Origin of the sequence: Kribbella catacumbae DSM 19601, from assembly GCF_000372465.1 — a bacterium.
GTDB classification, from domain to species: Bacteria; Actinomycetota; Actinomycetes; order Propionibacteriales; family Kribbellaceae; genus Kribbella; species Kribbella catacumbae.
In genome coordinates, this window is sequence record NZ_AQUZ01000009.1 from 113,465 (window position 1) to 139,220 (window position 25,756).

General features: G+C 67.8%; 2 protein-coding genes. Both read left to right on the forward strand.

Annotation, left to right across the window (positions count from 1 at the left end; genetic code table 11):
* The gene (locus A3ES_RS0112330; RefSeq protein WP_020387122.1) at positions 1–2,985 is read left to right on the forward strand and encodes an amino acid adenylation domain-containing protein; all 2,985 of its coding nucleotides are present in this window, start codon (positions 1–3) and stop codon (positions 2,983–2,985) included.
* Entirely contained in the window at positions 2,982–25,682 is a 22,701-nt protein-coding gene (locus tag A3ES_RS47040) for a non-ribosomal peptide synthase/polyketide synthase (RefSeq protein ID WP_020387123.1), read from the forward strand. The genes A3ES_RS0112330 and A3ES_RS47040 overlap by 4 nt, the downstream gene beginning before the upstream one ends.
* Positions 25,683–25,756: the final 74 nt, after the last annotated feature.

A 25,756-nucleotide genomic window follows, 5' to 3' on the forward strand; every position in this document is an offset into this window, starting at 1 on the left:
ATGTCCTCCACCTGGCCCGAACTGTTCGCCGCTCGCGTCCGGGAGACCCCCGACGCCGTTGCCGTCGTCTTCGAGGACACCTCGCTGACGTACGCCGAACTGGACGGCGAGTCCACCCGGCTGGCCCGGCTGCTGATCGCAGCTGGGGCCGGTCCGGAGCAGGTGATCGCCCTGGCGGTACCGAGGTCGCCGGCGCTGATCATCGCCGAGGTAGCGGTGCTGAAGAGTGGCGCCGCCTACCTGCCGCTCGACATCGACTACCCAGCCGAGCGGATCTCGTACATGCTCGGCGACGCATCCCCGGTCTGCCTGGTGACCACTGCGGCTCTGGTGGACCGCCTGCCGACGGAGCCTGCGGTCCCGTACGTCGTACTGGACGCTCCGGAGACGCAGGAGCGCCTGGTGGACGGGCCGCTGACCACGGCTCCGCTGCAGGTGACCAACGCGGCCTTCGTCATCTACACCTCGGGTTCGACGGGCCGGCCCAAGGGTGTGGTGCTGTCGCACACCGGGGTCGAGAAGCTGGTCGCGACGCAGACCGAGCGGTTCGGGATCGGTCCGGGCGACCGGATCCTGCAGTTCGCCTCGCCCAGCTTCGATGTGGCCTTCTGGGATCTCTGCTTGGGGCTGCTGTCCGGCGGGCGGCTGGTGATCGTGCCGTCGGAGCGGCGGGTTCCAGGGGCCGAGCTGACGGAGTACGCGCACAAGCACGGCGCTACGTTCATGATCCTGCCGCCTGCACTGCTTGCGGCGCTTCCGGCTGACTTGTCCTTGCCTGCTGGAGCGACGCTGTTGGCAGGCACTGAGCGGGTAGCTCCTGAGTTGGTCGCGCGGTTCGGCCGGGACCGGCGGATGTTCAACGCCTATGGGCCTACCGAGGCCACAGTGAACTCGACACTCGGTGAGGCTCATCCTGACCGGCTGCGGGGAGCCGTAGTACCGATTGGGATCGCTGACCCGATGACCACGGCGTACGTGGTCGATGACGAGCTGGGGCAGGTGTCGCCGGGCGAGCCGGGTGAGCTGTACCTCGGCGGGCCAGGGCTTGCTCGTGGCTACCTGGGACGGCCCGACCTCACTGCGGAGCGTTTTGTCGCCGACCCGTTCGGGGCGCCGGGTGGGCGGCTCTACCGGACCGGTGACCTCGTCCAGGAGAACAGCGACGGTCAGCTGGAGTTCCTGGGCCGGGTAGACGACCAGGTCAAGATCCGTGGCTACCGGATCGAGCCTGGCGAGATCGAGTCCGTACTGCGTGCGCATGAGGCCGTCGACCAGGTCAGTGTCGTTGCACGCGAGGACAGTGATGGCAGTCGGCGGCTGGTCGCGTACGTCGTACCGTCGGCTGCGGCAGGGCCTACGGAGGACGACGGCCGGGTCGACGAGTGGAAGGACTTGCACGAGCTCCTCTACGCAGTGGCGTCCACGGCGGAGGGTGCCGAGGAGGGCTTCACCGGTTGGAACAGTAGCTATGACGGCAGGCCGATTCCGCTGCCGCAGATGCGTTCCTGGCGGGACTCGACGGTCGAGCGCATTCTGGGGCTGCAGCCTCGACGGGTGCTCGAGCTCGGCGCCGGTAGCGGTCTGATCCTGTCCAAGGTCGCCCCTTCCTGTGAGTCGTACTACGCCACCGACCTGTCGGAGCAGGCCGTAGAAGCTTTGCGTGCAAGGGTTTCCGCCGACCCGATGCTGGATGGGAAGGTTCAGCTGCGAGCACAGCCCGCTGACGACTTCACGGGGCTGCCAGAGGGCACCTTCGACGTCGTGGTGCTGAACTCCGTCGTGCAGTACTTCCCCAGCGCGGAGTACCTGGTCGCCGTACTGCGAGGTGCGGTGGAGCGGCTCGCGCCGGGTGGCTCGGTCTTCGTGGGTGATGTCCGCAACGGCCGCCTGCTGCGTGTACTGCGCGCTGCGATCGAGGCGGGCAACAGCAAGGCCAGCAAGGAGCAACAGCGGCGTGCGGTCGACGCAGCAGTCGCCTGGGAGGGCGAGCTGTTGCTGGACCCGGACTTCTTCCCTGCAGCGGCACGGGAGATCCCTGGCGTCGCCGCTGTCGACCTGCAGGTCAAGCGAGCCGGCTACCACAACGAGCTGAGCCGCTACCGCTACGACGTCGTCCTGCGAACTGCTGCGCCTGCCGCCGAAGCCCCTGCGCAGGAGTTGGTGTGGGGCGCTGACCTCGCGGATCTCGATGCGTTAGAGGCGTGGCTGCAGACGCAGCAGCCGGAAGGCGTGCGGGTCAGTGGCGTACCGAACGCGCGGTTGACCGCAGACCTCCATCGGCTGCGTGAGATCGACGGTGGCGAGCCAGTAGCGGCAGGCGTTGACCCGGAGCACGCAGCAGCGGCAGCGAAGCGGCACGGCTATCGGTTCGCCGCTACCTGGTCAGGCGCTGGTCTCGAAGGCGAGCTGGACTTTGTGCTGGCTAAGGACTCGCTACCGGTGAACATTTACCGTCCTGGTGGCGAGGCAAAGACCGCGAACGTCCCCGCCGGCTTCCGGGACATCGCTGCGCTGATGCGGTCGCTGCGTGCTCATGTGGGCGAGCAGTTGCCGGCGTACATGGTCCCGGCGGCCTTTGTGCCGTTGGAGCGGCTGCCGCTGAACCCTGCAGGCAAGCTGGACCGTGCTGCACTCCCCGCGCCGGACTTCAGCGCACTGTCGACCGGTCATGCGCCCAGTACTCCGCGCGAGAAGCTGTTGTGTGCCGCAGCGGCCAAGGTGCTGGGGCTTGAGTCAGTGGGCGTGGATGACGACTTCTTCGCTCTGGGCGGCGACAGCATCCTGTCGATCCAGCTAGTGATCGAGGCGCGTTCCGCTGGGCTCGGCCTGTCCACCCGGCAGGTGTTCGAGCTGCGGACCTGTGAGGCGCTCGCCGCTGTCGCGACCGACGTCACCGACGTACCTACGGCGGATGCCGCCATGAGCCTGGTCGAGTTGAGCCAGGACGAGATCGATGAGTTCGAAGCCGAGTGGGAGCATTCGTGAGCACACCGTCCGGGCTAGAGGACATCCTGCCGCTGTCACCGCTGCAGGAAGGCCTGTACTTCCACACCTTGCTCCGTGAGGGTGGCCCCGACTTCTACACCTCGCAGTTCGTCTTCGACTTCACCGGCCTGGTAGACGCGGCCTCGCTGAGGTCCGCTGCGCAGGGACTCCTCGACCGACACCCGCACCTGCGCTCGGCGTTCCGGCCCCGGCGTACCGGGGAGCCGGTGGCACTGGTGCCAAGGGTGGTCGTGTTGCCGTGGCGCGAGCTTGAGGTCGGCAGTGAGGCCGAGTTGGCGGCACTGCTGGACGCGGATCGGGTAGACGCGTTCGACCCGGCGTCGGCGCCGATGATGCGCGCCATGCTGATCAGGCGCAACGACGGCAACCACAGGTTCGTCTTGACCCATCACCACCTGCTGCTGGACGGCTGGTCGGTGCCCTTGTTCGTCAAGGAGTTCTTCGCCCTGTACGCCGGTACGCAGCTGCCGCCGGCGATGCCCTACCGGAACTACCTTGCCTGGTTGGCGAAACAGGACAAGGAAGCCGCCCGAGCAGGCTGGTCCGAGGCGCTGTCCGGCTTGGACGAGCCCACTCTCGTTGCAAGCGAGGCAGCCGGTACTGCGGCACCGCAGCGACTCACTGCAACCCTGGACGCCGACACCACCGAGCAGCTGGTCGCAGCAGCGCGTGCAGGTGGCTGGACGCCGAGTCTGGCCGTCCAGGCCGCATGGGCGATCGTGCTGGCGAGCAAGACCGGCCGACAGGATGTGGTGTTCGGTACGACGGTCTCCGGCCGCCCGGCTGAGCTGCAGGGGATCTTCGATGCGATCGGCCTGTTCATCAACACCGTGCCGGTCCGGGTCCGGCTCGACCCTGCAGAGACGGTCCGGGAGCTGCTGAAGCGACTGCGGGCCGAGCAGGCGCGGCTGCTCGATCATCACCACCTCAGCCTGTCCGAGATCACCGGGTTGTCGGGGCACGCGGATCTGTTCGACACCATGACGGTGTTCGAGAACTGGCCGGCTTCCGGCGCCGCGGCCGGCTCGGGGCTCGAGCTGACTGGCTTTGAGGTCCGCTCGGTCACACACTACCCGCTCTACCTGGCCGCACTGCCAGGTGAGCAGCTGGAGCTGCGGCTGCACCACCGCCCCGACCTGATCGACGGGGCGGAGGCATCCCGCCTACTCGACCGCTTGGTCCGAGTCCTGCGAACCTTCGCCGGCTCGCTCGACCAGCGCCTGGCAACCGTGGACGCGTTGGCATCGGCCGAGCGCGAGCAAGTGGTCGCATCCTTCAACAACACGTCTGCAGAGGTCGCTCCGGCGAGCCTGGACGAACTGTTCTCCGCACAAGCAGCCCGTACGCCGTCAGCGCCCGCCCTGGTCGTCGATGCCGCCGACGGTCGCGTCGAACTCACCTACGCAGAGCTGGACGACCGGGTGAACCGCCTTGCTCGTCTACTGGTTGATCGCGGAGTCGGCCCGGGTGCTGTGGTTGCAGTGGCTTTGCCGCGATCCGTGGAGCTAGTGGTCTCGGTGTACGCGATCCACCGGGCCGGGGCGGCGTACTTGCCGCTGGACCCGGGGTACCCGGCTGACCGGCTGAAGTTCATGCTGACGGATGCCGGCGCGTCGTTCGTGCTTGCTGAGCGAGCGGGCGCTCTACCGCCTTCCACTGCCGAGGTAATGGTCGTAGGCGAGGTCGAACTGCCGCCTGCGGGTGCTGTCGAGCGCAGGACCAGCCCGGCCCATCCGGCGTACGTGATCTACACGTCTGGATCTACTGGTCGGCCGAAGGGTGTGCTGGTGCCGCATGCCGGTGTCGTGAACCGGTTGGCGTGGATGCAGGGCACGAATCCGTACGGTCCCGGCGACCGTGTGCTGCAGAAGACGCCGGTCACCTTCGACGTGTCGGTGCCGGAGCTGTTCGGGCCACTGACCTGCGGCGCCACGCTGGTGATGGCTAGGCCGGAAGGCCATCGGGATCCGGCCTACCTGGCTGAGCTGATCGTGCGGGAGGGTATTACCTCCGCACACTTCGTGCCGTCGATGCTGGCGGTGTTCCTGGCCGAGCCGGCTGCTGCGGCTTGTACTGGGCTGTCACGAGTGGTGTGCAGCGGTGAGGCTTTGGCGGGCGACCTGGCCGAGCAGTTCCACGCAGTACTGCCGTCAGTGCGGTTGGACAACCTGTACGGGCCTACTGAGGCTTCGGTGGAGATCATCGGCTTCCAGGTGACTGCGGGCGAAGCTCTTGGCGGAGCTGTGCCGATCGGGCGGCCTGTGTGGAACTCGCAGGTGTACGTGCTTGATGCCGCGCTGCGGCCTGTGGCGCCTGGTGTGGTTGGGGAGCTGTACCTGGCGGGCGCTCAGCTGGCCTATGGATATCTGGGGCGTCCCGGGCTGACGGCTGAGCGGTTTGTGGCCTCGCCGTACGGCGGCCGGATGTACCGCACCGGGGACCTCGCGCGGTGGACCGCCGATGGGCTGGTGGAGTTCATCGGCCGGGTGGACGAGCAGGTCAAGCTCCGAGGCTTCCGGATCGAACTAGGGGAGATCTCTGCCCTCATCAGCGTTGATATGGCCGTCTCGCAGGCGGTAGTGCTCGTGCGTGACGAACAGCTCGTCGCCTATGTCGTCGCGCCTCGCGGTATCGACGTCACTGGCTTGCGGGAGCGGCTTGCGGCGACTCTGCCGGAGTACATGGTTCCGTCGGCGTTCCTGCTCGTGGATGAGATCCCAGTGACGGCCAACGGCAAGCTGGATCGCGCTGCCCTGCCCGCGCCGGACTTCACCTCGCAGGTAGGGGCCACTGCGCCGCGTACTGAGCAGGAGCGGTTGCTTGCTGACCTGGTAGCCGGTCTGCTCGGTCTGGACCGGGTTGGTGTCGAGGACGACTTGTTCAGCCTCGGGGCGAACTCGCTGACTGTCATGCGGCTCGCAGCGCGCGCACGTGCTGAGCACGGTCTTGACCTGCCGCTGCGGGCGGTCTTCGAGCATCGGTCGGTGGCTGGGCTCGCGACTTGGCTGGATCAGGCCGGCTCCCAGCAGTTGCAGCAGCCGCTGATGGCAGTGCAACGGCCGTCGCCGCTGCCGTTGTCGCCATCGCAGTACCGGGTGTGGGTCCACCACCGGCTGCAGGGTGACGACCCGACGTACCTGGTGCCGCTGGCGTGGGATGTGGAGGGTCCGCTCGCCGCTGCTGCGTTGCGGTTGGCCTTGGCAGACCTGACCGCGCGGCACGAGATCCTCCGGACGGTCTACCCGGATCACGCCGGTACGCCGTACCAGCTGATCCTCCCGGACGCGCAGCCTGAGCTGGTCGTGGCTGATGTGGCTGCGGCCGAGCTGGACTCGAGGATCGCCGATGCCTCCGCCCGGGGCTTCGATCTCGCCGTCGAAGCCCCGGTGCGGGTCAACGTGTTCCAGACCAGCGAGGCGCGATCCGTTGTTTTGCTGGTGATTCACCACATCGCGTACGACGAGTGGTCGACCGACCCGCTGCTGGACGACCTTGCGGAGGCGTATGCGGCACGACTGAGGGGCAGTGCGCCTGACTGGTCGCCGCTGCTGCTGCAGTACGCCGACTACGCGATCTGGCAGCTGGACCGGGTCGATGCCGTTGCAGATTGTCAGCTCGGCTACTGGCGGGATCAGTTGGCTGGAGCGCCGGAGGAGATCACCCTTCCTCTGGACTTGCCGCGGCCTGCGACGGAGACACATGCCGGTGCGGCGACTCCGATCGCGCTGGACGCCGACCTGACGGCTCGCCTTCGCCAGGTGGCGCAGCAGCACGGTGTGAGCATGTTCATGCTCGCCCACGCCGCCGTGGCCGCCTTGCTGACCCGACTGGGCGCAGGTACCGACCTGCCACTCGGTACTCCGGTAGCGGGCCGCGCCGACGCCGCCTGCGACGACCTGGTCGGCTTCTTCCTCAACACCCTCGTACTGCGTACCGACACCGCCGGCGACCCGTCGTTCGCCGAACTGCTGGAGCGAGTCCGTGGCATCGACCTGGCTGCCTTCGAGCACGCGGACGTCCCGTTCGAGCGGGTCGTCGAGGCGGCCGCTCCGGCGCGGTCGGCGGCTCGGCATCCGTTGTTCCAGCTGATGGTCGTCTACATCGCGGCGGCCGAAAGTGCCGGGCTGCGGCTCGACGGGACCACCGCCCGTTCGAGAACGTTGCCGTCAGCAACTGCCAAGTTCGATCTGTCGTTCGATTTCGTCGAGGATGCCGCCGGTGGCGTGGCGGGGCGGATCGAGTACCGGACCGATCTCTTCGAGACTGCCACTGTCGACGCGCTGGCCGCTCGGCTCGTGTCCGTGCTGGAGCAGGTGGCAGCCGACCCGCGCGTCCAACTGTCGGCGCTGGAGCCTTTGCTGGCTGGGGAGGACTCTCTACTCGACCAGTGGAACGATACCGGCCGTGATGTGTCTCCGACCACGCTGCCTGAGCTGTTCGCTGCACAGGTCGCCAGGACGCCCAACGCCCTTGCACTACTGACAGATGACCTCGAGTTGACGTATGCCGAGCTGGACGACCGGGTCAACCGGCTGGCCCGGCTTCTGGTGAACCGTGGGGTGCTGCCGGGCTCCATGGTGGCCGTGGCATTGCCGCGTTCGGTGGAGCTGGTTACTGCCTTGTACGCGATTCAGCGGGCGGGTGCGGCGTACTTGCCGTTGGACGTGGATCACCCGGCCGAGCGACTGGCCTTCATGGTGGCTGACGCGCAGCCCAGCTGTCTGGTGACGCTTGGCCGACTGGCTCCTTTGGCTGGTGAGTTGCCTGTTGTGGAGTTGGACGCCGCTGCGGTGCAGGACTCGCTGGCAAGCCCGGTGGAAGCGGTTGAGGTCCAGGTCAGCCCTGCGCATCCGGCGTACGTGATCTACACGTCGGGGTCGACTGGTCAGCCGAAGGGCGTGGTGGTGCCGCAGGCCGGCATCGTGAACCGGCTTGCGTGGATGCAGGACGAGTACGGGCTGACCGCTGACGACCGGGTACTGCAGAAGACGCCTGCGGGCTTCGACGTGTCGGTGTGGGAGTTCTTCTGGCCGCTGCAGGTCGGCGCGGCGCTGGTGCTGGCGCGGCCGGACGGGCACAAGGATGCGGCGTACCTGGCCGACCTGATCGTGCGTCGCCGGGTGACGACCGCCCACTTCGTACCGTCCATGTTGGCTGCCTTCCTGGCCGAGCCGGCTGCTGCTGGTTGCCGTCGGCTGTCGCGGGTGGTGTGCAGCGGTGAGGCTCTGCCTGGTGAGCTGGCGGAGCGGTTCCACGCAGTACTGCCGGGTGTGCGGCTGGACAACCTGTATGGGCCTACCGAGGCGTCTGTGGACGTCACCTACTTCGAGGCCTCGCCGGTACCCGTGACGGTGTCGGGCACTGTGCCGATCGGTCGGCCGGTCTGGAACACGCAGGTCTACGTGCTCGATGCGGCGTTGAAGCCTGTGCCGCCAGGTGTGGTGGGAGAGCTCTACCTTGCTGGGGCTCAGCTGGCGCAGGGGTATCTCGGTCGGCCGGGGCTGACGGCCGAGCGGTTTGTGGCGTCGCCGTTCGGTGGGCGGATGTACCGGACCGGGGACCTTGCGCGCTGGTCGGCTGACGGCGTGGTGGAGTTCGTCGGCCGAGTGGACGCGCAGGTCAAGCTGCGCGGGTTCCGGATCGAGCTGGGGGAGATCTCCGCAGCACTGCTGCGCGACCCGGCCGTCTCCCAGGCAGTCGTCGTACTGCGAGGCGAGCGGCCGCAACTGGTCGCGTACGTCGTCGCGCCGAGCGGTGTGGATGCGGACGCGCTCCGGCAGCGCGTTGCGGAGTCGCTGCCGGAGTACATGGTGCCGTCGAGTGTCTTGGTGGTGGATGAGATCCCGGTGACGGCCAACGGCAAGCTTGATCGCGCCGCGCTGCCGGCGCCGGACTTTGCCGCGCTGGTTGGTTCTACTGCGCCGCGGACCTCGTCGGAGCGGTTGCTGGCGACTCTGGTCGCTGGGCTGCTGGGGTTGCCGAGTGTGGGGGTGGAGGACGATCTGTTCGGGCTGGGTGCCGACAGCATCACTGCGATCCAGCTGGCTGGGCGTGCTCGTGGGGAAGGGCTGTCGTTCAGCCCGCGGGCCGTGTTCGAGCTGCGGACGATCGCTGGGCTCGCTGCCGTTGCTACGCAAGAGGTGGTGGCCAGCCAGCCGCGTGAAGCTGCTTGGGGTGCTGTTCCGCTGACACCGATCGTCAGCGCGCACCTGGAGCTGGGAGCGGCTGGGGATCAGTTCAACCAGTCTGCGCTGTTCCGGACGCCTGCTGGGATCACCGAGGAGCAGCTGACCGCAGTACTGCGGGCTGTGGTCGACCGTCATGACGTACTGCGGGCGCGACTCGCTGCGGATGGGTTGGAGATCCCGGAGCCGGGCATGACGCCGCAGGTGCAGCTTGTCGATGGTGATGGCGACAAGAGTGCGGCTGCGGCGGCTGCTGCACGGCTGTCACCGCGCGATGGCGTGATGGTGCAGGCGGTGTGGTTCAAGGCGGCGTCTGGTGGACGGTTGCTGCTTGTTGTCCATCACCTGGCGGTGGATGGTGTGTCCTGGCATGTGCTGGGGGAGGACCTTGCCGAGGCGTGGGATGCGGTTGCTGCGGGCAACGAGCCGCGGCTGGCGGCTAGCGGGGCGTCGTACCGGCAGTGGGCGGGGCAGGTCGGCGACCACGGCGGTGAACTGGCCTACTGGCGAGAGCTGCTCTCGGGGCCGGATCCCTTGCTGGGTGGGCGTCCGCTGTCCGAGCTGGACACTGCGGAGACGACGGCTGAGCTGACTGTCGAGTTGTCGGCAGAGGAGACGGCTACCTTGCTGAGTGTCGTCCCGGCGGCCTTCCACGGTGGTGTGGACGACGTACTGCTGACAGGGCTGGCTCGGGCGGTCGCTGAGTGGCGTGGCGGCGGTACTGAGGTGCTGATCGATCTAGAGCGGCATGGTCGGGAGACCGAGCTTGATGTGTCGCGCACTGTCGGTTGGTTCACCGCTGTGCATCCGGTACGGCTTGACGCCGGTGTGGGTGGGCTTGGCGACGCAGTGAAGGCGGTCAAGGAGCAGTTGCGTGCCGTGCCGGGGTCTGGGATCGGGTACGGCGTACTGCGGTATCTCGATCCGGTGGCCGGTCCTGCGCTGGCTGGGGAGCGGCGGCCGCAGATCCTGATGAACTACCTCGGACGGGTCGGGACGGCTGGCGGGGGCGACTGGTCGCAGTACGGGGATGACTCGCTGCTGGCGCCCGCGCGGGGTGCCGGGATGCCGCTCAGCCATGCGCTGGAGATCAATGCGGTTGCTCGGGATGGCGTGCTGACGGCGACTCTGACGTGGGGCACTGGGGTGCTGGCGCGGGAAGCCGTGCAGGAGCTGGCGGATCGCTGGATCGCAGTACTGCGTGAGCTTGCCGGGCTGACCGTTGGCGGGTTCACGCCGTCCGACTTCGGGCTGGTCAAGGTCGATCAGCCGACGCTGGACACGCTCGCCGCCGAGGTGGACGGGTTGGCGGATCTGCTGCCGCTGTCGCCGCTGCAGCAGGGGCTCTACTTCCACACCGCTTACGAGGGGGGACAGTTGTACGTCGTCCAGCAGCTGATCGAATTATCCGGTCCGGTCGACAGCACAACTCTGCGCAGGGCAGCGGAAACCCTGCTGTCCCGGCACACTGCCCTACGGGCCGCCTTCCGCGAACTCCCCGACGGTCGCTTGGTCCAGGTCATCACCGACAGCCCGAAGCCCGACTGGTCGGAACACACCCTCACCAGCTCCGCCGAGCTGACCGCACTCGCAACCGCGGAACGCGAGCGCCCCTTCAACCTCTCCCAACCACCCCTGATCCGCTACGCCTTGGCCGACCTCGGCAATCGCCACGTACTAGTCCAAACAGCCCACCACCTGATCGCCGACGGCTGGTCTGTCCCCCTGATGATCACCGACCTACTGGCGTCCTACGGCTCCGAGACCGCCGCCCGACCAGCCCCTTCCTACGCCAACCACCTAACGTGGCTGGCCTCCCGCGACACAGACGCCGCCCGAACCGCCTGGTCCGAAGCCTTTGCAGGCGTAGAAGACCCAACCCATCTCGCCCCCGCCCTCGCCGCTGGCGCTGGCAATGGACAGCGGCGGAAGCGGTTTGAGGTGGCGCCGGAGGTTGCTGCGGAGTTGGTGAAGACGGCACGGGAGCTTGGGGTTACCTTCAGCAGTTTGGTGCATGTGGCCTGGGGGTTGGTGGCTGGGCGAGTGACCGGTCGTGGCGACGTGGTGTTTGGGTCTACTACCTCCGGGCGGGGTAGTGAGCTGGTGGGGGTGGAGGAGACCGTCGGGTTGTTCATCAACACCGTGCCGGCGCGGTTGCAGGTGCGGGGTGGTGAGAGTGTTGGCGAGTTGCTCGTGCGGTGGCAGGGGGAGCAGGCTGCGTTGCTGGATCATCAGCACCTCGGGCTGGCGGAGATTCAGCGAGCTGCTGGGGTCAGCGACCTGTTCGACAGCCTCGTGGTGGTGGAGAACTACCCCGTCGGCGACGAGCAGCTGACTGACGCGAGTGGCGCGATCCGGGTCGAGAGCATCGACTACACGGATGCGACGCACTACCCGCTCACCTTGCTGGCCGAGCTGGACGACACGTTGACGTTGGAGCTTCGCCACGATCTGCAGTTGATCAGCGAGCAGGCGGGCGACGTACTGGCTGAGCGGTTCGAGCGGGTTCTCGCAGCAATGGCCGCTGACCCGAGTACGCCGGCTACGGCTGTGCCGGTGATGGGTGATGCCGAGTACGAGCTGACCCTGGGTGCACCCGCCGACGTACCGGAGATCCACGACACCATCGTCGACCGGTTCGCGACCCAGGTGCAGCTGCACGCCGATGCGATCGCAGTGACCGCAGGCGACAGCACCTTGACCTACCGGGAGCTAGACGCCCGCTCCAACGCCCTGGCCCGCCTACTGGTCGACCGCGGCGTCGGCCCTGAGTCGCTGGTCGCCGTTGCGCTCCCACGCTCGGCCGAGCTGATCGTGGCGCTGCTTGCCGTGATCAAGGCCGGCGGCGCCTACCTGCCACTCGACACTGCCTACCCGGCTGACCGCCTCGGCTTCATGCTGGCCGACGCGTCGCCTGTCTGCGTACTGACCACCACCAAGGCCCGTACCGCTCTACCGTCGGGCTCGCCCGTACCGCTGATCCTGCTGGACGACCAGCGTCTGCCGAGCTACAGCGACCCGGTCACAGCCAACCTGCGCCCCGCCAACCCGGCGTACGTGATCTACACGTCCGGGTCGACAGGCAAGCCCAAGGGCGTTCCGGTGCCGCACGAGAACGTACTGCGGCTGCTCGACTGCACGCAGCACTGGTTCGACTTCGACCACACCGACGTGTGGACTATGTTCCACTCCTACGCCTTCGACTTCTCCGTCTGGGAACTCTGGGGAGCACTCCTGTACGGCGGCCGGCTGGTCGTCGTCGACCACGCGGTCGCCCGCAACCCGGAGCAGTTCCGCGAGCTCCTGGCCGCCGAGTCCGTCACAGTGCTCAACCAGACCCCGTCGGCCTTCTACCAACTGATCGAAGCCGACCAGGCGAGCTCTGCCGACCTCAAGCTCCGGTACGTCGTATTCGGTGGCGAGGCGCTCGACCTGTCACGCTTGAAGCCCTGGTACGACAGGCACGAGCAGTCGCCGCGGCTGGTGAACATGTACGGCATCACCGAGACGACTGTGCATGTCAGCTACCTCGCACTGGATGCCGATAGCGCTTCGAACGCGGGCGGCAGCCTCATCGGCGTACCGATCGATGATCTGGCGGTCCGGGTGCTCGACGACAACCTGCAGCTCGCTCCGGTCGGTGTGGCCGGGGAGATGTACGTCGCTGGCGGTCAGCTGGCCAGGGGATACCTGGGACGGCCCGGGCTGAGTGCTGAGCGGTTTGTCGCCGACCCGTTCGGGCCGGCCGGCAGCCGGATGTACCGGACCGGCGACCTTGCTCGGCGTGCTGCTGACGGCCCGCTGGAGTACTTGGGCCGCGCGGACGACCAGGTGAAGATCCGGGGCTTCCGGATCGAGCTTGGTGAGGTGGAGGCTGCTGTTCGCAGTCACCCGCAGGTGGCGTCCGCGGCGGTTGTCGCTCGGGAGGATCGGCCTGGCGTCGTTCAGCTGATCGCCTATCCGGTGGCTGGGCGCGAGCTGGACTTGCAGGCGTTGCGGGTGCACGTCGCGCGGGTGCTGCCCGAGCACATGGTTCCGGCGGCGTTCGTACCGGTGCCCGTCCTTCCGCTGACGCCGAACGGGAAGCTGGACCGCAAGGCGCTGCCCGCACCCGACTTCAGCTCAGCCGTCTCGGAGACGAAGGCGTCCAACCCGACGGAGGAGTTGCTCTGCACGCTCTTCGCCGATGCGCTTGCTCTCGATCGCGTCGGCGCGGACGACGACTTCTTCACGCTAGGCGGCGACAGCATTGTCGCCATCGGCCTGGTCAGCCGTGCCCGCAAACAGGGTTTGCGTCTGACCCCACGCGAGGTCTTCGAACGCCGTACTCCGTCCGCTCTCGCCGCAGCCGTCGTCACCGTCGAGCAGGCAGCCCCGGTGCCGGTAGTTGCCGACGGCATCGGTGCGATCACCCCGTTGCCGATCGTCTCCCGGCTGTCCGAGTGGGGCGGCCGGATCAGCCGCTTCAACCAGTCGATCCAGCTGCAAACGCCGGCCGACGCTGACGAAGCCAGCCTGATCGCTGCACTCCAGGCGGTACTGGATCACCACGACGGCTTGCGCCTGGCCCTGAGCCGCCCTGTGCCGATCCTGTGGTCACTGGAGACCACCGAGCCGGGCAGCGTCAACGCCGCCAGCCTGTTCCGCCGGGTGGCCGCGGGTGACGCTGCGCTGGTAGCGGCGGAGGCGGAGGCGGCTGCTGGGCGGCTGGATCCGGATGCTGGCGTGACGCTGCAGGCGGTTTGGTTTGATGGCGCGCCTGGGCGTCTGCTGTTGGTGGCGCACCACCTGGTGGTTGACGGGGTGTCGTGGCAGGTCCTGGCAGAGGACCTTGCGGCCGCCTACGCAGCCGCGAAGGGCGGAGTAGCTGCCGGGCTCGCGGTTGTGGGGACGTCCTTGCGGGGCTTCGGGCAGGTGTTTGCGGAGCAGGCGCAGGATCCGGCGCGGCTGGCTGAGCTGGAGCATTGGACCACGACACTGGCCCCCGGGGGAGAGCTCCGTCCTGGGCCGGCTGCAACCACCTTCGGCGACGTAGTCGATCACCATGCGACCGTGCCAGCTGAGGTAACGCGTGAGCTGCTGACCACCGTCCCTGCAACGGTCAAGGCGGGCATCACCGACGTACTGCTGGCCGCACTCCGTACTGCGGTCGCCCGCTGGCAGCAGGCCAACGGTGACGCCGTCACGGACCTCCTGGTCGACCTAGAGCGCCACGGCCGCGAAGAGATCACCCCAGGGCTCGACCTGTCTCGCACGGTCGGCTGGTTCACCAGCATCGCGCCGGTGCGGCTGCCCGGCGGTACCGACCCCGCCGAGGTTCTCACCCAGACCAGGGATGCCCTACAAGCCGTACCGGACAACGGCATCGGCTACGGCATGCTGCGCTACGCCAACGCCCGCACGGCTCCTCTCCTGGCGACGCTGCTGCAACCGCAGGTCCTCTTCAACTACCTGGGCCGCTCGAGTTCAGCAGACGCCGACTGGAGCTCCGAGTCAGTCCAGGTAGCCCCCGACGCAGACCTCGGCGTCCCCTACCTCCTTGCAGTAAACGCCGAATGCACCGAGACCGAGCACGGCCCTGTACTGCGAGCCGCCTTCGGCCACGACCCCAGCAAGCTGCCAGAGACCGATGTCGCCGCCCTAGCGCAGTACTGGGTGCAAGCACTGGAGGAGCTAGTCGCACTGAGCGGCAGTGGCATCCTGGCTCAGTTAAGGCCATCAGACCTCACCCTGGTCCAGCTCGACGCCGACCAGCTCGCCCGAGTCACCGAGACCGCCGGTACTCAGCTCGCCGACGTCTGGCCGCTATCGCCCCTGCAGGAGGGCCTCTACTTCCACTCGGCGCTTGACGCCGACTCGGACGCCTACACCGCGCAGTTCTCGCTCGACTTCAACCACCACCTGGACGCAGACAGGTTGCGTGCGGCAGTAGCCGCGATGATGCAGCGCAACCCGATCCTGCGCGCCGGTTTCGCCGCCGACGGGCTGCCGGACCCGGTCCAGTTCGTCGCCGCCCAGCTCGACGTACCGCTGACTGAGGTCGACCTCCGTGACCTGCCGCAAGGAGAGCGCGAAGCCCGAGCCGACCACCTGGCGGCCAGCGACCGGCAGCGGCCGTTCGACGTGGCCAAGCCGCCGCTGTTCCGCGTGCTGTTGATCCGGCTCGACGACAACCTCGACCGGCTGGTGATCAACCGCCAGATGCTGATCTGGGACGGCTGGTCCGGCAGCCTGGTCATCTCCGAACTGCTCGGCCTGTACGCCGCCGCGAACCCCGCCGACGTCGCAGTACCGGCGACGACCTACGCCGACTACCTGCGCTGGCTCTCGGAGCAGGACACGGCCGAGTCAGAGCAGGCCTGGGCAGCGGCCCTCGCAGGCCTGGACGCACCGACACTGGTCGCTCCTGACGTCCGCAGTGCAGCCCCGACCACTCCCGAGCGCACCCACCTGACCCTCGACGCCAATCTCAGCGAAGACCTCCGTACTGCGGCCCGCACCAACGGCGTGACTCTCAACGCCGTCCTGAACTCGGCCTGGGGTCTGGTACTCGCAGCTGTCACCGGCCGCGACGACGTGGTCTTCGGTACGACCGTCTCCGGCCGTCCGACCGATCTCGAGGACATCGACTCGGTCATCGGCCTGTTCCTCAACACCGTTCCGGCCCGGGTCGCGCTCGACCCGGCGGAGTCGGTGTCCGGTCTATTCGGCCGGGTGCAGAGCGACCGGATCGCGTTGATGGCACACGAGCACCTCGGCCTCGGTGCGATCCAGCGCGCGGCCGGGCATGCCCCGTTGTTCGACACTCTCTACGTCCTGCAGAACTTCGTGGACAGCCGCGAGGACGACGAGCTGAGCCGGGAGCACGGCATCGTCGGTTCGAGCAGCTTGGACCACACGCACTTTCCGTTGACGATCGTCGTCGCGCCGGAGGAGCAGATCAAGATCCGGCTGGAGTACCGGACCGATCTGCTGGATGCCGAGCTTGCCGAGGGAATGCTGAGCCGCTTCGTCGGCCTGCTGGAGCAATTGGCCGACCCGGCGACCGCGGCCCGCCCGGTGGCGACGCTCGACGTACTGCGCCCGGCGGAGCACGCGGCGCTCGCGGAGGAATGGGCGGCAGCGGAGCACCCGTTGCCTGAGGCAACCTTGCCCGAGTTGCTCGCTCTGCAGACTGCCGCGATCCCCGATGAGATCGCGCTGGTCTTCGGAGACGAGCGAGTCAGCTACGCGGAACTCGGTGCCCGGATCAACCGCCTGGCACGCTTGCTGCTGGCCGAGGGCGCTGGTCCGGAGGAGATCGTCGCGCTGGCCGTGCCGCGCTCGATCGACACCGTGGTGGCTCTGTTCGCAGTACTGAGCACTGGCGCGGCCTACCTGCCGTTGGAGCTTGACCATCCCGTCGAGCGGCTGGCGGAGATGCTCGACGACGCCAAGCCTCGGCTGCTGATCACGACGACCGCTGTTGGCGCCACGCTCGCGCATACCGGAGTAGCGCTGGTGGCGCTCGACAGTCAGGACGTACGCGGCCGGTTGGCCGGCCTTGCGCCTGATGAGCTGCAGGCGGAGGAGCTTGGGCTGTTCGCTTCGGGGATGCCGCAGCGGCTGGAGCACCCGGCGTACGTGATCTACACGTCGGGGTCGACTGGCCGGCCGAAGGGTGTCGTCACGCCGTACCGGGGGCTGACGAACATGCAGCTCAACCACCGGCAGGAGATCTTCGGGCCGACGGTCGCAGCAGCCGCGCGACGGCTGCGGATCGCTCACACGGTGTCGTTCGCGTTCGACATGTCGTGGGAGGAGCTGCTGTGGCTCGTGGAGGGCCACGAGGTGCACGTGTGCGACGAGCAGCTCCGCCGCGACGCCGAGGGGCTGGTCGCGTACTGCGACCTGCACCGCATCGACGTGGTCAACGTGACACCGACGTACGCGCACTACCTGTTCGAAGAGGGCTTGTTGGAAGAGGGGGATGGCCGTCACCGTCCGCCACTCGTCCTGCTCGGCGGTGAAGCCGTGCCGGCCTCCGTGTGGGACAAGCTGCGAGACACGGACGGTACTGCGGGCTACAACCTCTACGGCCCGACCGAGTACACCATCAACACTCTGGGCGGCGGCACGACCGACAGTGCTACACCTACGGTCGGCAAGGCCATCTGGAACACCCGCGGCTACATCCTGGACGCCTGGCTGCGCCCGACGCTGCCTGGTGTCGCAGGGGAGCTCTACATCGCGGGTACCGGGCTTGCGCGTGCCTATCTGGACAGGCCTGGGCTTACTGCTGAGCGGTTCGTGGCAGACCCGCAGGCTGCGGGCGGCCGGATGTACCGGACGGGTGACCTTGTCCGGCAGCGTCCTGACGGCAACCTGGACTTCCTGGGGCGTACCGACGACCAGGTGAAGATTCGTGGCTACCGGGTAGAGCTCGGTGAGGTCGAGGCCGCTCTGACGCGGGCTCCTGGCGTCGCACACGCCGCAGTGGTGGCTAGGGACGACACTCGCGCTCCCGGGCTCCGCAAGCTGGTCGGCTACATCGTGCCGTCGGAGCCGGATGCAGCATTGGCTACGCAGGTCCGGAAGACGTTGCTGGCGCAGTTGCCGGAGTACATGGTGCCTTCGGCGCTGGTGGTGATGGATGAGTTGCCGCGGAATGCCAACGGGAAGCTTGATTTGAAGGCGTTGCCGGATGCTGAACCGGCCGCTCAGCATGCGCCCAGCCGGCCGCCGGCGAGTGCGGTGGAGGCGACGCTCTGCACGGTGTTCGCGGAGATCCTTGGGCTGGATGAGGTTGGTGCGGATGACGACTTCTTCGCGCTCGGTGGGCATTCCCTGCTCGCCACACGGCTCGTCAGTCGCGTGCGGGCCGAGCTGGACGTCCAGCTGGCGATCCGCGATCTCTTCGAGGCGCCGACGGTCGCCCAGCTCGCCTTGCGAGTCGCCAAGCCTGCTGCAACGGCTCGACCGGCTCTGACGGCACAGCCACGCCCAGAGCGCATCCCACTCGCCGCAGCCCAGCTACGCCTTTGGCTGACCGACGAACTGGACGGCACTGCCGCCTACAACTACCCACTGGTCGCCAGACTCGAGGGCCCGCTCGACCTCACGGCACTGGAGGCCGCAGTAGGCGACGTCGTGCTCCGGCACGAGTCGCTGCGCACACTGATCGGCGAATACGAAGGCGACCCCTACCAGCGCGTCATGGACCCCGCTGACCTCCCGCAGGTCGTAGTACAGACCGACTGCGATGAGTCGCAGGTTGCTGAGCTCGTAGAGCGTGCCGCAAGCCGGCCGTTCGACCTACGGCAGGAACCGCCCATCAGGGTTGAGGTACTGCGCCTAGCGGCTGACCAGTACGTGCTGGCGATCGTGCTGCACCACATCGCCACCGACGAGTGGTCTGACCGTCCTCTCCTCGCAGACCTGGCTACTGCCTACGCAGCCCGGCAAAACGGCAAAGCACCGGCCTTCGAGCCGCTGCCCGTGCAGTACGCCGACTACACCCTTTGGCACCGGCAGCTGCCTGACACCGAGGCACTCGACTACTGGAAGCAAGCACTCGCCGGACTACCCGAAGAGATCCCGCTGCCGGTCGACCGGCAGCGCCCGGCTGACCGCGGTGGTGCAGGCGGTCAGGTCGAGCTGGAGCTCTCGCGCCAGACCTACGACGGTCTGCGCGCCCTGAGCCTTCGCACCGGTGCAAGCATGTCGATGCTCTCCCACACGGCCGTAGCAACTCTCCTGCACCGTTTGGGATCCGGCGACGACATCCCGGTCGGCGTACCGATCGCGGGCCGCAACGACGGTGCTCTCGACGACCTGGTCGGCTTCTTCGTCAACACCCTCGTACTGCGTACAGACTTGTCAGGCGACCCCACATTTGCCGATCTGCTGACGCGGGTGCGCGCCAACGACCTGGCTGCGTTCGACCATGCCGACCTCGGGTTCGACCAGGTCGTCGCGGCGCTCAACCCACCGCGCGTCGCCGGCCGTACGCCGCTGTTCCAGGTCATGACCGGCTACCACCACCGTGCCGGCGACGACGACCAGCTGCTGGGCCTGCCGACCGAGTGGTACCCGGTACCAGCCGGGCCGGCCAAGTTCGACCTCGACTTCACCTTTGTCGACCGTGCCGACGAGAAGCTCATCCTGTTGCTGGACTACGCCCTCGACATGGTCGAGCCAGGGACCGCAGAGCGCCTCCTGCAGTCGATGGCACGCCTGCTGGACCTGGTGGTAGCGACTCCGGATGTCCCAGTCAGCGCTCTGCAACTGCTGGACCAGCAGGAGCGAGCACGAGTCCTCGCCGCCTCCGAAGGCCCGGTAAGGCCGGTGCAGGACGAGTCCCTGATCACGCTGTTCGCCGCCGAGGCCGCCGCTCACCCAGACCGGCGCGCGCTCGTCACCAGCGCCCGCAGCTGGACCTTCGCCGAGCTGGCCGCTCAGGCGGGTGCGGTCGCAGCAGCGCTGGGCGCTGGACCAGAAGACGTTGTAGGCCTCGACCTGCCCCGCGCGGAGATGGTGCCCGCGATTCTCGGTGTCATGGCCAGTGGAGCCGCCTACCTCCCACTGGACCAGGACTTGCCGGCGGAGCGACTCGCCTTTGTCCTCGAAGACGCAGCCCCGGTCTGCGTGCTGAGGTCTATCGCCGACCTAGCGCCGGCCGAGCTGGACCCGGTTGCAGCGCCCGCCGACAGCGCGGCGTACGTGATCTACACCTCCGGCTCCACCGGTACGCCGAAGGGCGTCGTCGGCACTCACCGCGGTTTGAGCAACCTCTATGCCTCCGCGCAGGCAGACGTGATCCTCTCTGGGCAAGCGCGGGTCCTGCACTCGGCATCCTTCAGCTTCGACGCATCGCTGGAGATCCTGCTGTGGCTGATCGCGGGCCATGAGCTGCATGTGGTGGACGTCGAGCAGTTGCACGACCCCGCCACGCTCTACGACTACCTGCAGCGCGAGCAGGTCGACCACCTCGACATCACGCCGAGCTACCTGTCGGAGCTGATCGAGCTGGGCTTCCTTGCCCCCGACAAGTACCGCCCGGCCGTGCTGACGGTGGGTGGAGAGGCGACGCCACCCGATGTGTGGCAGCAGCTGTGCGCCGCTGACGATCTGGTCGTCCACGACATCTACGGGCCCACGGAGTACACCGTGGATGCCTATGCATGGCACGGTCCGGCAGGGGACAAGCCTGCCTGGTCTGCACCGATCGCCAACACCACAGCGAAGGTCCTGGACGCGCGCCTGCAACCTGTCGGCGTCGGTGTCCCAGGTGAGCTCTACCTGTCGGGTCCCGGCCTGACGCGTGGCTATCTCGGCCGCCCCGGGCTCACTGCGGGCAGGTTCGTCGCAGACTCGTACGGCGTGCCTGGTGCTCGCATGTACCGCACAGGAGACCTCGTACGCCGTCGTGCGGACGACAGCCTGCAGTTCCTGGGTCGCGTGGACGACCAGGTGAAGCTGCGCGGCTTCCGCATCGAGCTAGGCGAGATCGAGACCGTACTGCGAACGCATGCCGACGTCTCGGCCGCTGCAGTCATCGTGCGCGAGGACACTCCTGGCGTGCAGCGTCTGGTTGCGTACGTGGTCTCCGCTGGGGTTGAGGCCGACCAACTGCGCGAGTACCTCTCCAGTCGGCTGCCGAGCCACATGGTGCCGGCGGCGTACGTAGTACTGGAGTCGCTGCCGCGCACTGTGGCTGGCAAGCTCGACAAGCGGGCACTGCCGGTTCCCGTGGTTGAGGCTGGGAGTGCTAGGCCGTCGACGGCAGAGGAGGCGTTGCTCGCCGGGTTGGTGGCGGAGATCCTTGGGCTCGAGGAGGTCGGCAGAGATGACGACTTCTTCGTGCTGGGCGGCAACTCCCTGCTGGGGATGCGGTTGCTCAGCCGGCTGCGAGTACAGGCGCCTGTGCTGGCTGCTGGGGTGACTCTGCGGACCGTGTTCGATGCGCCGACTCCTGCTCGACTCGCTGCGCGGCTAGGCGGCGGTGTTGGCAAGAGGCGGCCCGAGCTGGTCGCAGGCGAGCGGCCGGTGCAGCTGCCGCTTTCCTTTGCCCAGCAGCGGATGTGGGTTCTCAACCAGGTCGAGGGCGGACCGGCGTACAACATTCCGCAGGCCTGGTACCTGACCGGAGTACTCGACGTCGAGGCGCTCCGAGCCGCAGTGGGTGACCTGCTGGCGAGGCACGAGGCTCTGCGCACTGTGTTCCCGCAGTGCAACGGTGTGGCCCACCAGGAGATCCTGTCGGCAGTACCCGAGCTGACCGTCTACGAGATCGACCCGAGCGAGCTTGACCGCCAGCTGACGGCAGCATCGGAGTACGAGTTCTCACTGGAGACGGAGATCCCGCTGCGGGCCTCGCTGTTCCGCACGGGCCCTGAGGAGCACGTACTGCTCCTGCTGGTCCACCACATCGCGGCCGACGAGTGGTCGGACGAACCGATGACGCGCGACCTCGGTACGGCGTACGCGGCTCGACTAGAGGGCTCTGCGCCGACCTGGACACCGCTGCCACTGCAGTACGCGGACTACTCGCTGTGGCAGCGGCAGCTGGCCGGTGACGACCAGCTGGCCTATTGGCGGTCGACCTTGTCCGGCTTGCCGGAGGAGCTGTCACTGCCGACCGACCGGTCCCGTCCGCTGGACCCGGACGGGACCGGCGGGGAGGCCCGTTTCGCCCTCGAGCCGGAGCTGACCGACCAGCTGCGAGCAGTGGCGCAAGACAGCGGCTCCAGCATGTTCATGCTGCTCCACGCCGCAGTGGCCGCCCTGCTGCATCGCCTGGGCGCCGGTGACGACCTGCCGATCGGTACGCCGATCGCCGGCCGCGACGACGAGCGACTGGCCGACCTGGTCGGCCTGTTCCTCAACACCGTCGTACTGCGCACAGACGTGTCTGGTGCACCCACCTTCGCGGAACTGCTCAGTCGCGTGCGCAGTACCGACCTGGCGGCGTACGAGAACGCGGACGTGCCGTTCGACCGAGTGGTCGAGGCGGTCAACCCGGCGCGGTCACTATCCCGCCATCCGCTCTTCCAGGTGATGGTGATGTACCTGAACGCGGCCGAGTCCGGGCGCGGCCTGGAGCTGCCGGGGCTCGCCGTCCGGCCGGTGCCGGTGTCGGACACGACGGCGAAGTTCGACCTGTCCTTCGACTTCGCCGACCTGGGCGGGGCGGGGACCGAGGCGAGCATCCGCTACAGCGCGGAGCTGTTCGACCAGTCGACGGCGCAGACCTTCGCCGACCGGCTGGTGGCGATCCTGCGAGCCGTCGCGGCCGATCCGTCGATTCCGCTCGGCGACATCGAGGTGCTGACCGACGCGGAGCGCGAGCTGGTCCTGCACACCTGGAACGCCACTGGAACGACGGTTCCGGAGACGACGCTGATCGACGAGTTCGAGCAGCGCGTCCGCGAAGTACCGAACAACCCCGCGGTCTGGGCCGAGACAGGCCAGGCGACGTACGCCGAGCTGGACCGCGAGGCGAACCAGCTGGCTCGGCTCCTGCGCGAGTACGGCGTACGGCCCGGTGGCATCGTCGGAATCGCGGTACCGCGGTCGGTGTCGATGGTGGCGACGGTCCTTGCCACGTTGAAGATCGGCGCGGCCTACCTGCCGCTCGACCTGAGCCATCCGGCGGATCGGCTCGCCTACATGGTGGAGAACTCCGGAGCCAACCTGGTCGTCGGCACTACGCAGGTTGCAGCAGAGCTCCCGACGGCTGGTCGGGTAGTGCTGCTCGACGAGCCCGACACGGCCGGCCGCGTGGCGCAGTACAGCTCCACGTCTGTGGAGCGACCGGACCTGGGGCTGGAGCAGGCGGCGTACGTGATCTACACGTCTGGCTCTACCGGGAAGCCGAAGGGCGTTGTGGTGCCGCACGAGGGCATCGGCTCTCTGGTGGCGACTGCTGTCGAACGGATGGGGCTGCAGCCGGACAGCAAGGTCCTGCAGTTCGCTGGTGTCGGGTTCGACGTTGCTGTGTTCGAGTTGGCTATGGCGCTGTGCATGGGAGGGGAGTTGGTGATCGCGCCGGAGGAGGTGCGGGTCGCCGACAAGGTCCTGTCGGACTTCCTGACCGAGACCGCCATTACCCACGCCATTCTGCCGCCGTCGCTGCTGTCGGCCATGCCTGCTGACTGCGACCTGCCGGAAGGCATGACGGTGCTGGTAGGGACCGAGACTGTGCCGCCGGACCTAGTGAGCCGCTGGGCCGAGAGGTTGAACCTCCTGGTCGCCTACGGGCTGACAGAGGCGACTGTGAACTCCACGCTCTGGCTGACGCAGCCGGGCTGGGCGGGTGCGGTTCCGATCGGCATCCCTGACCCCAACACGAAGACCTACGTGCTGGACGCGGGTCTGCGACCAGTACCGCCCGGTGTGGTGGGTGAGCTGTACGTCGCCGGTCGCGGGCTGGCTCATGGCTACCTGCGCCGGCCGGGACTCACTGGGGAGCGCTTTGTGGCCGATCCGTTCGGTGCGCCGGGCAGCCGGATGTACCGGACGGGCGACCTGGCTCGCTGGCGCGCCGATGGCAACATCGACTTCCTGGGACGCAGCGACGACCAGGTGAAGGTCCGGGGCTTCCGGATCGAGCTGGGAGAGATCGAGGCGACACTGGCCACGCATCCCGCAGTACGGCAGGTGGCGGTCACTGTGCACCGCTCCAATGGCGTTACTCGGCTGGTGGCCTATGCCGGCTTGGGGGATGAGGTGGTTGAGCCTGCGGAGCTGCGGGCGCACCTGGCGGCGACCTTGCCGGAGTACATGGTGCCGGCGCTGGTGACCGTGCTGGACTCGACACTGCCGCTAACCCCGAACGGCAAGCTGGATCGAGCGGCACTGCCCGTCCCCGACTTCTCCACTGTGACTACCGGGACAGCACCGAGTACTCCGGTCGAAGCAGCCCTCTGTACGGCGTACGCGGAGGTGCTCGGGCTGCCGCAGGTCGGAGTGGATGACGACTTCTTCGCGCTCGGCGGCGACAGCATCGTGGCGATCCGGCTGGTGAGCAAGGTGCGGGCGGCAGGCTTCCGGGTGACACCGCGGCAGGTGTTCCGGCATCGCACGGTCGCGGCGCTGGCCGGGGTGGCCGCTGGCGTTGCCGTTGCTGAAGGCAACGATGACGGGGTCGGTGAGATCCCGCTGACGCCGGTGCTGCACTCGCTGTGGGAGGTCGACGAGCCGCTGGACGGCTTCAGCTCTCCCGCCTTGGTGCAGGTGCCGGCTGGGCTTCAGGAGTCCTTGCTGCACGACGTACTGCGGACTGTCGTGGCGCGGCATGACCTGCTGCGTGCGCGTCTTGTTCGTGGCCCGGAACCGGTGCGGGACAGCGATAGCCAGGCGCCGTGGTCGCTGCGTGTGCCCGCTGAGCAGACCGACCCCGCGCAGTGGACCGAGCGGGTCGACGTGAGTACGGTCGAGGACTTGCCTGGCTACATCGCCGAGCACGCCGCACAGGCGACGTACCGGCTCGATCCGGATGCCGGGCAGATGGTACGAGCGGTTTGGTACGACGCGGCCGGCCGGCCGGGCAGGTTGCTGCTGCTTGTGCATCACCTGGTGATCGACGGGGTGTCGTGGCGGATCTTGCTGGATGACCTGGCGCTTGCTGCTCGCGAGCTGGCTGCTGGGCGGACTGCGGAGTTGGCTCCGGTGCCGACGTCGTTCCGGCGCTGGTCGCAGCTGTTGGTGGATGCTGCGAGTGCGCGGGCTGTGGAGTTGCAGCTGTGGACTGACGTGCTTGCCGGTGCATCGGGCTTGCCTGTCAAGCGTGCTGTGGATCCCAAGCGGGATGTGCTCGGCAAGGAGACGGTCAGGGTGACGCTTCCGACTGAGGTGACGAGTGCCTTGCTGTCGTCGGCGCCGGCTGCCTTCGGGGTCGGTGTGGACGACCTCTTGCTGGCGGCGCTTGGGCTGGCCGTTGCGGACTTTGGTGAACGCCCTGTGGTGGCTGTGCAGACGCATGGTCGGCAGGAGCAAGTTGCTGGTGAGGTTGATCTGTCCAGGACTGTTGGGTGGATCGCTGATCTTGTGCCGGTGCGGTTGGATCTTGCGGGGGTTGACGTTACGGATGCGTTGGCTGGGGGCGGAGCGCTGGCTACTGTGCTGGAGCGGGTTGCTGGCCATAGGTCCGCGCTACCTGACGATGGCGCTGGGTACAGCCTGCTGCGGCACCTCAATCCGGACACCGTGCCGGTGCTGGCTGCTGCGGGAGTGCCGTCGATCACCTTCAACTACGAGGGCCGCTTCGACCGACCGGAGTCGGTTGACTGGGCCAGCGCGGCAGAGTCGGATGACGTGTTCGCCGACTGGGGTGCCGATCGACCGGCGCACTACGCCCTATCGGTCTTCGCGCGCACAGCTGACCGCCCCGAGGGCCCGGTGCTGATGGCCGAGTGGCACGCGCCAGAAGGCGTACTCGAACCAGCCACAGTCGAACACCTCGCAGCCACCTGGACGCAGGCCCTGACTGCTATCGCTAGCTCGACCTGACAGGGCGGTTACGGTCGGGCTCGCGACGCCTCCTCTGCGGCGGACTCATCCTCCGCAGCCGGCGCAGTTTTCAG

Coding starts and splice junctions, on each gene's coding strand:
- A3ES_RS0112330 (WP_020387122.1), top strand. CDS start 1: ATGTCCTCCACCTGGCCCGAACTGTTCGCCGCTCGCGTCCGGGAGACC.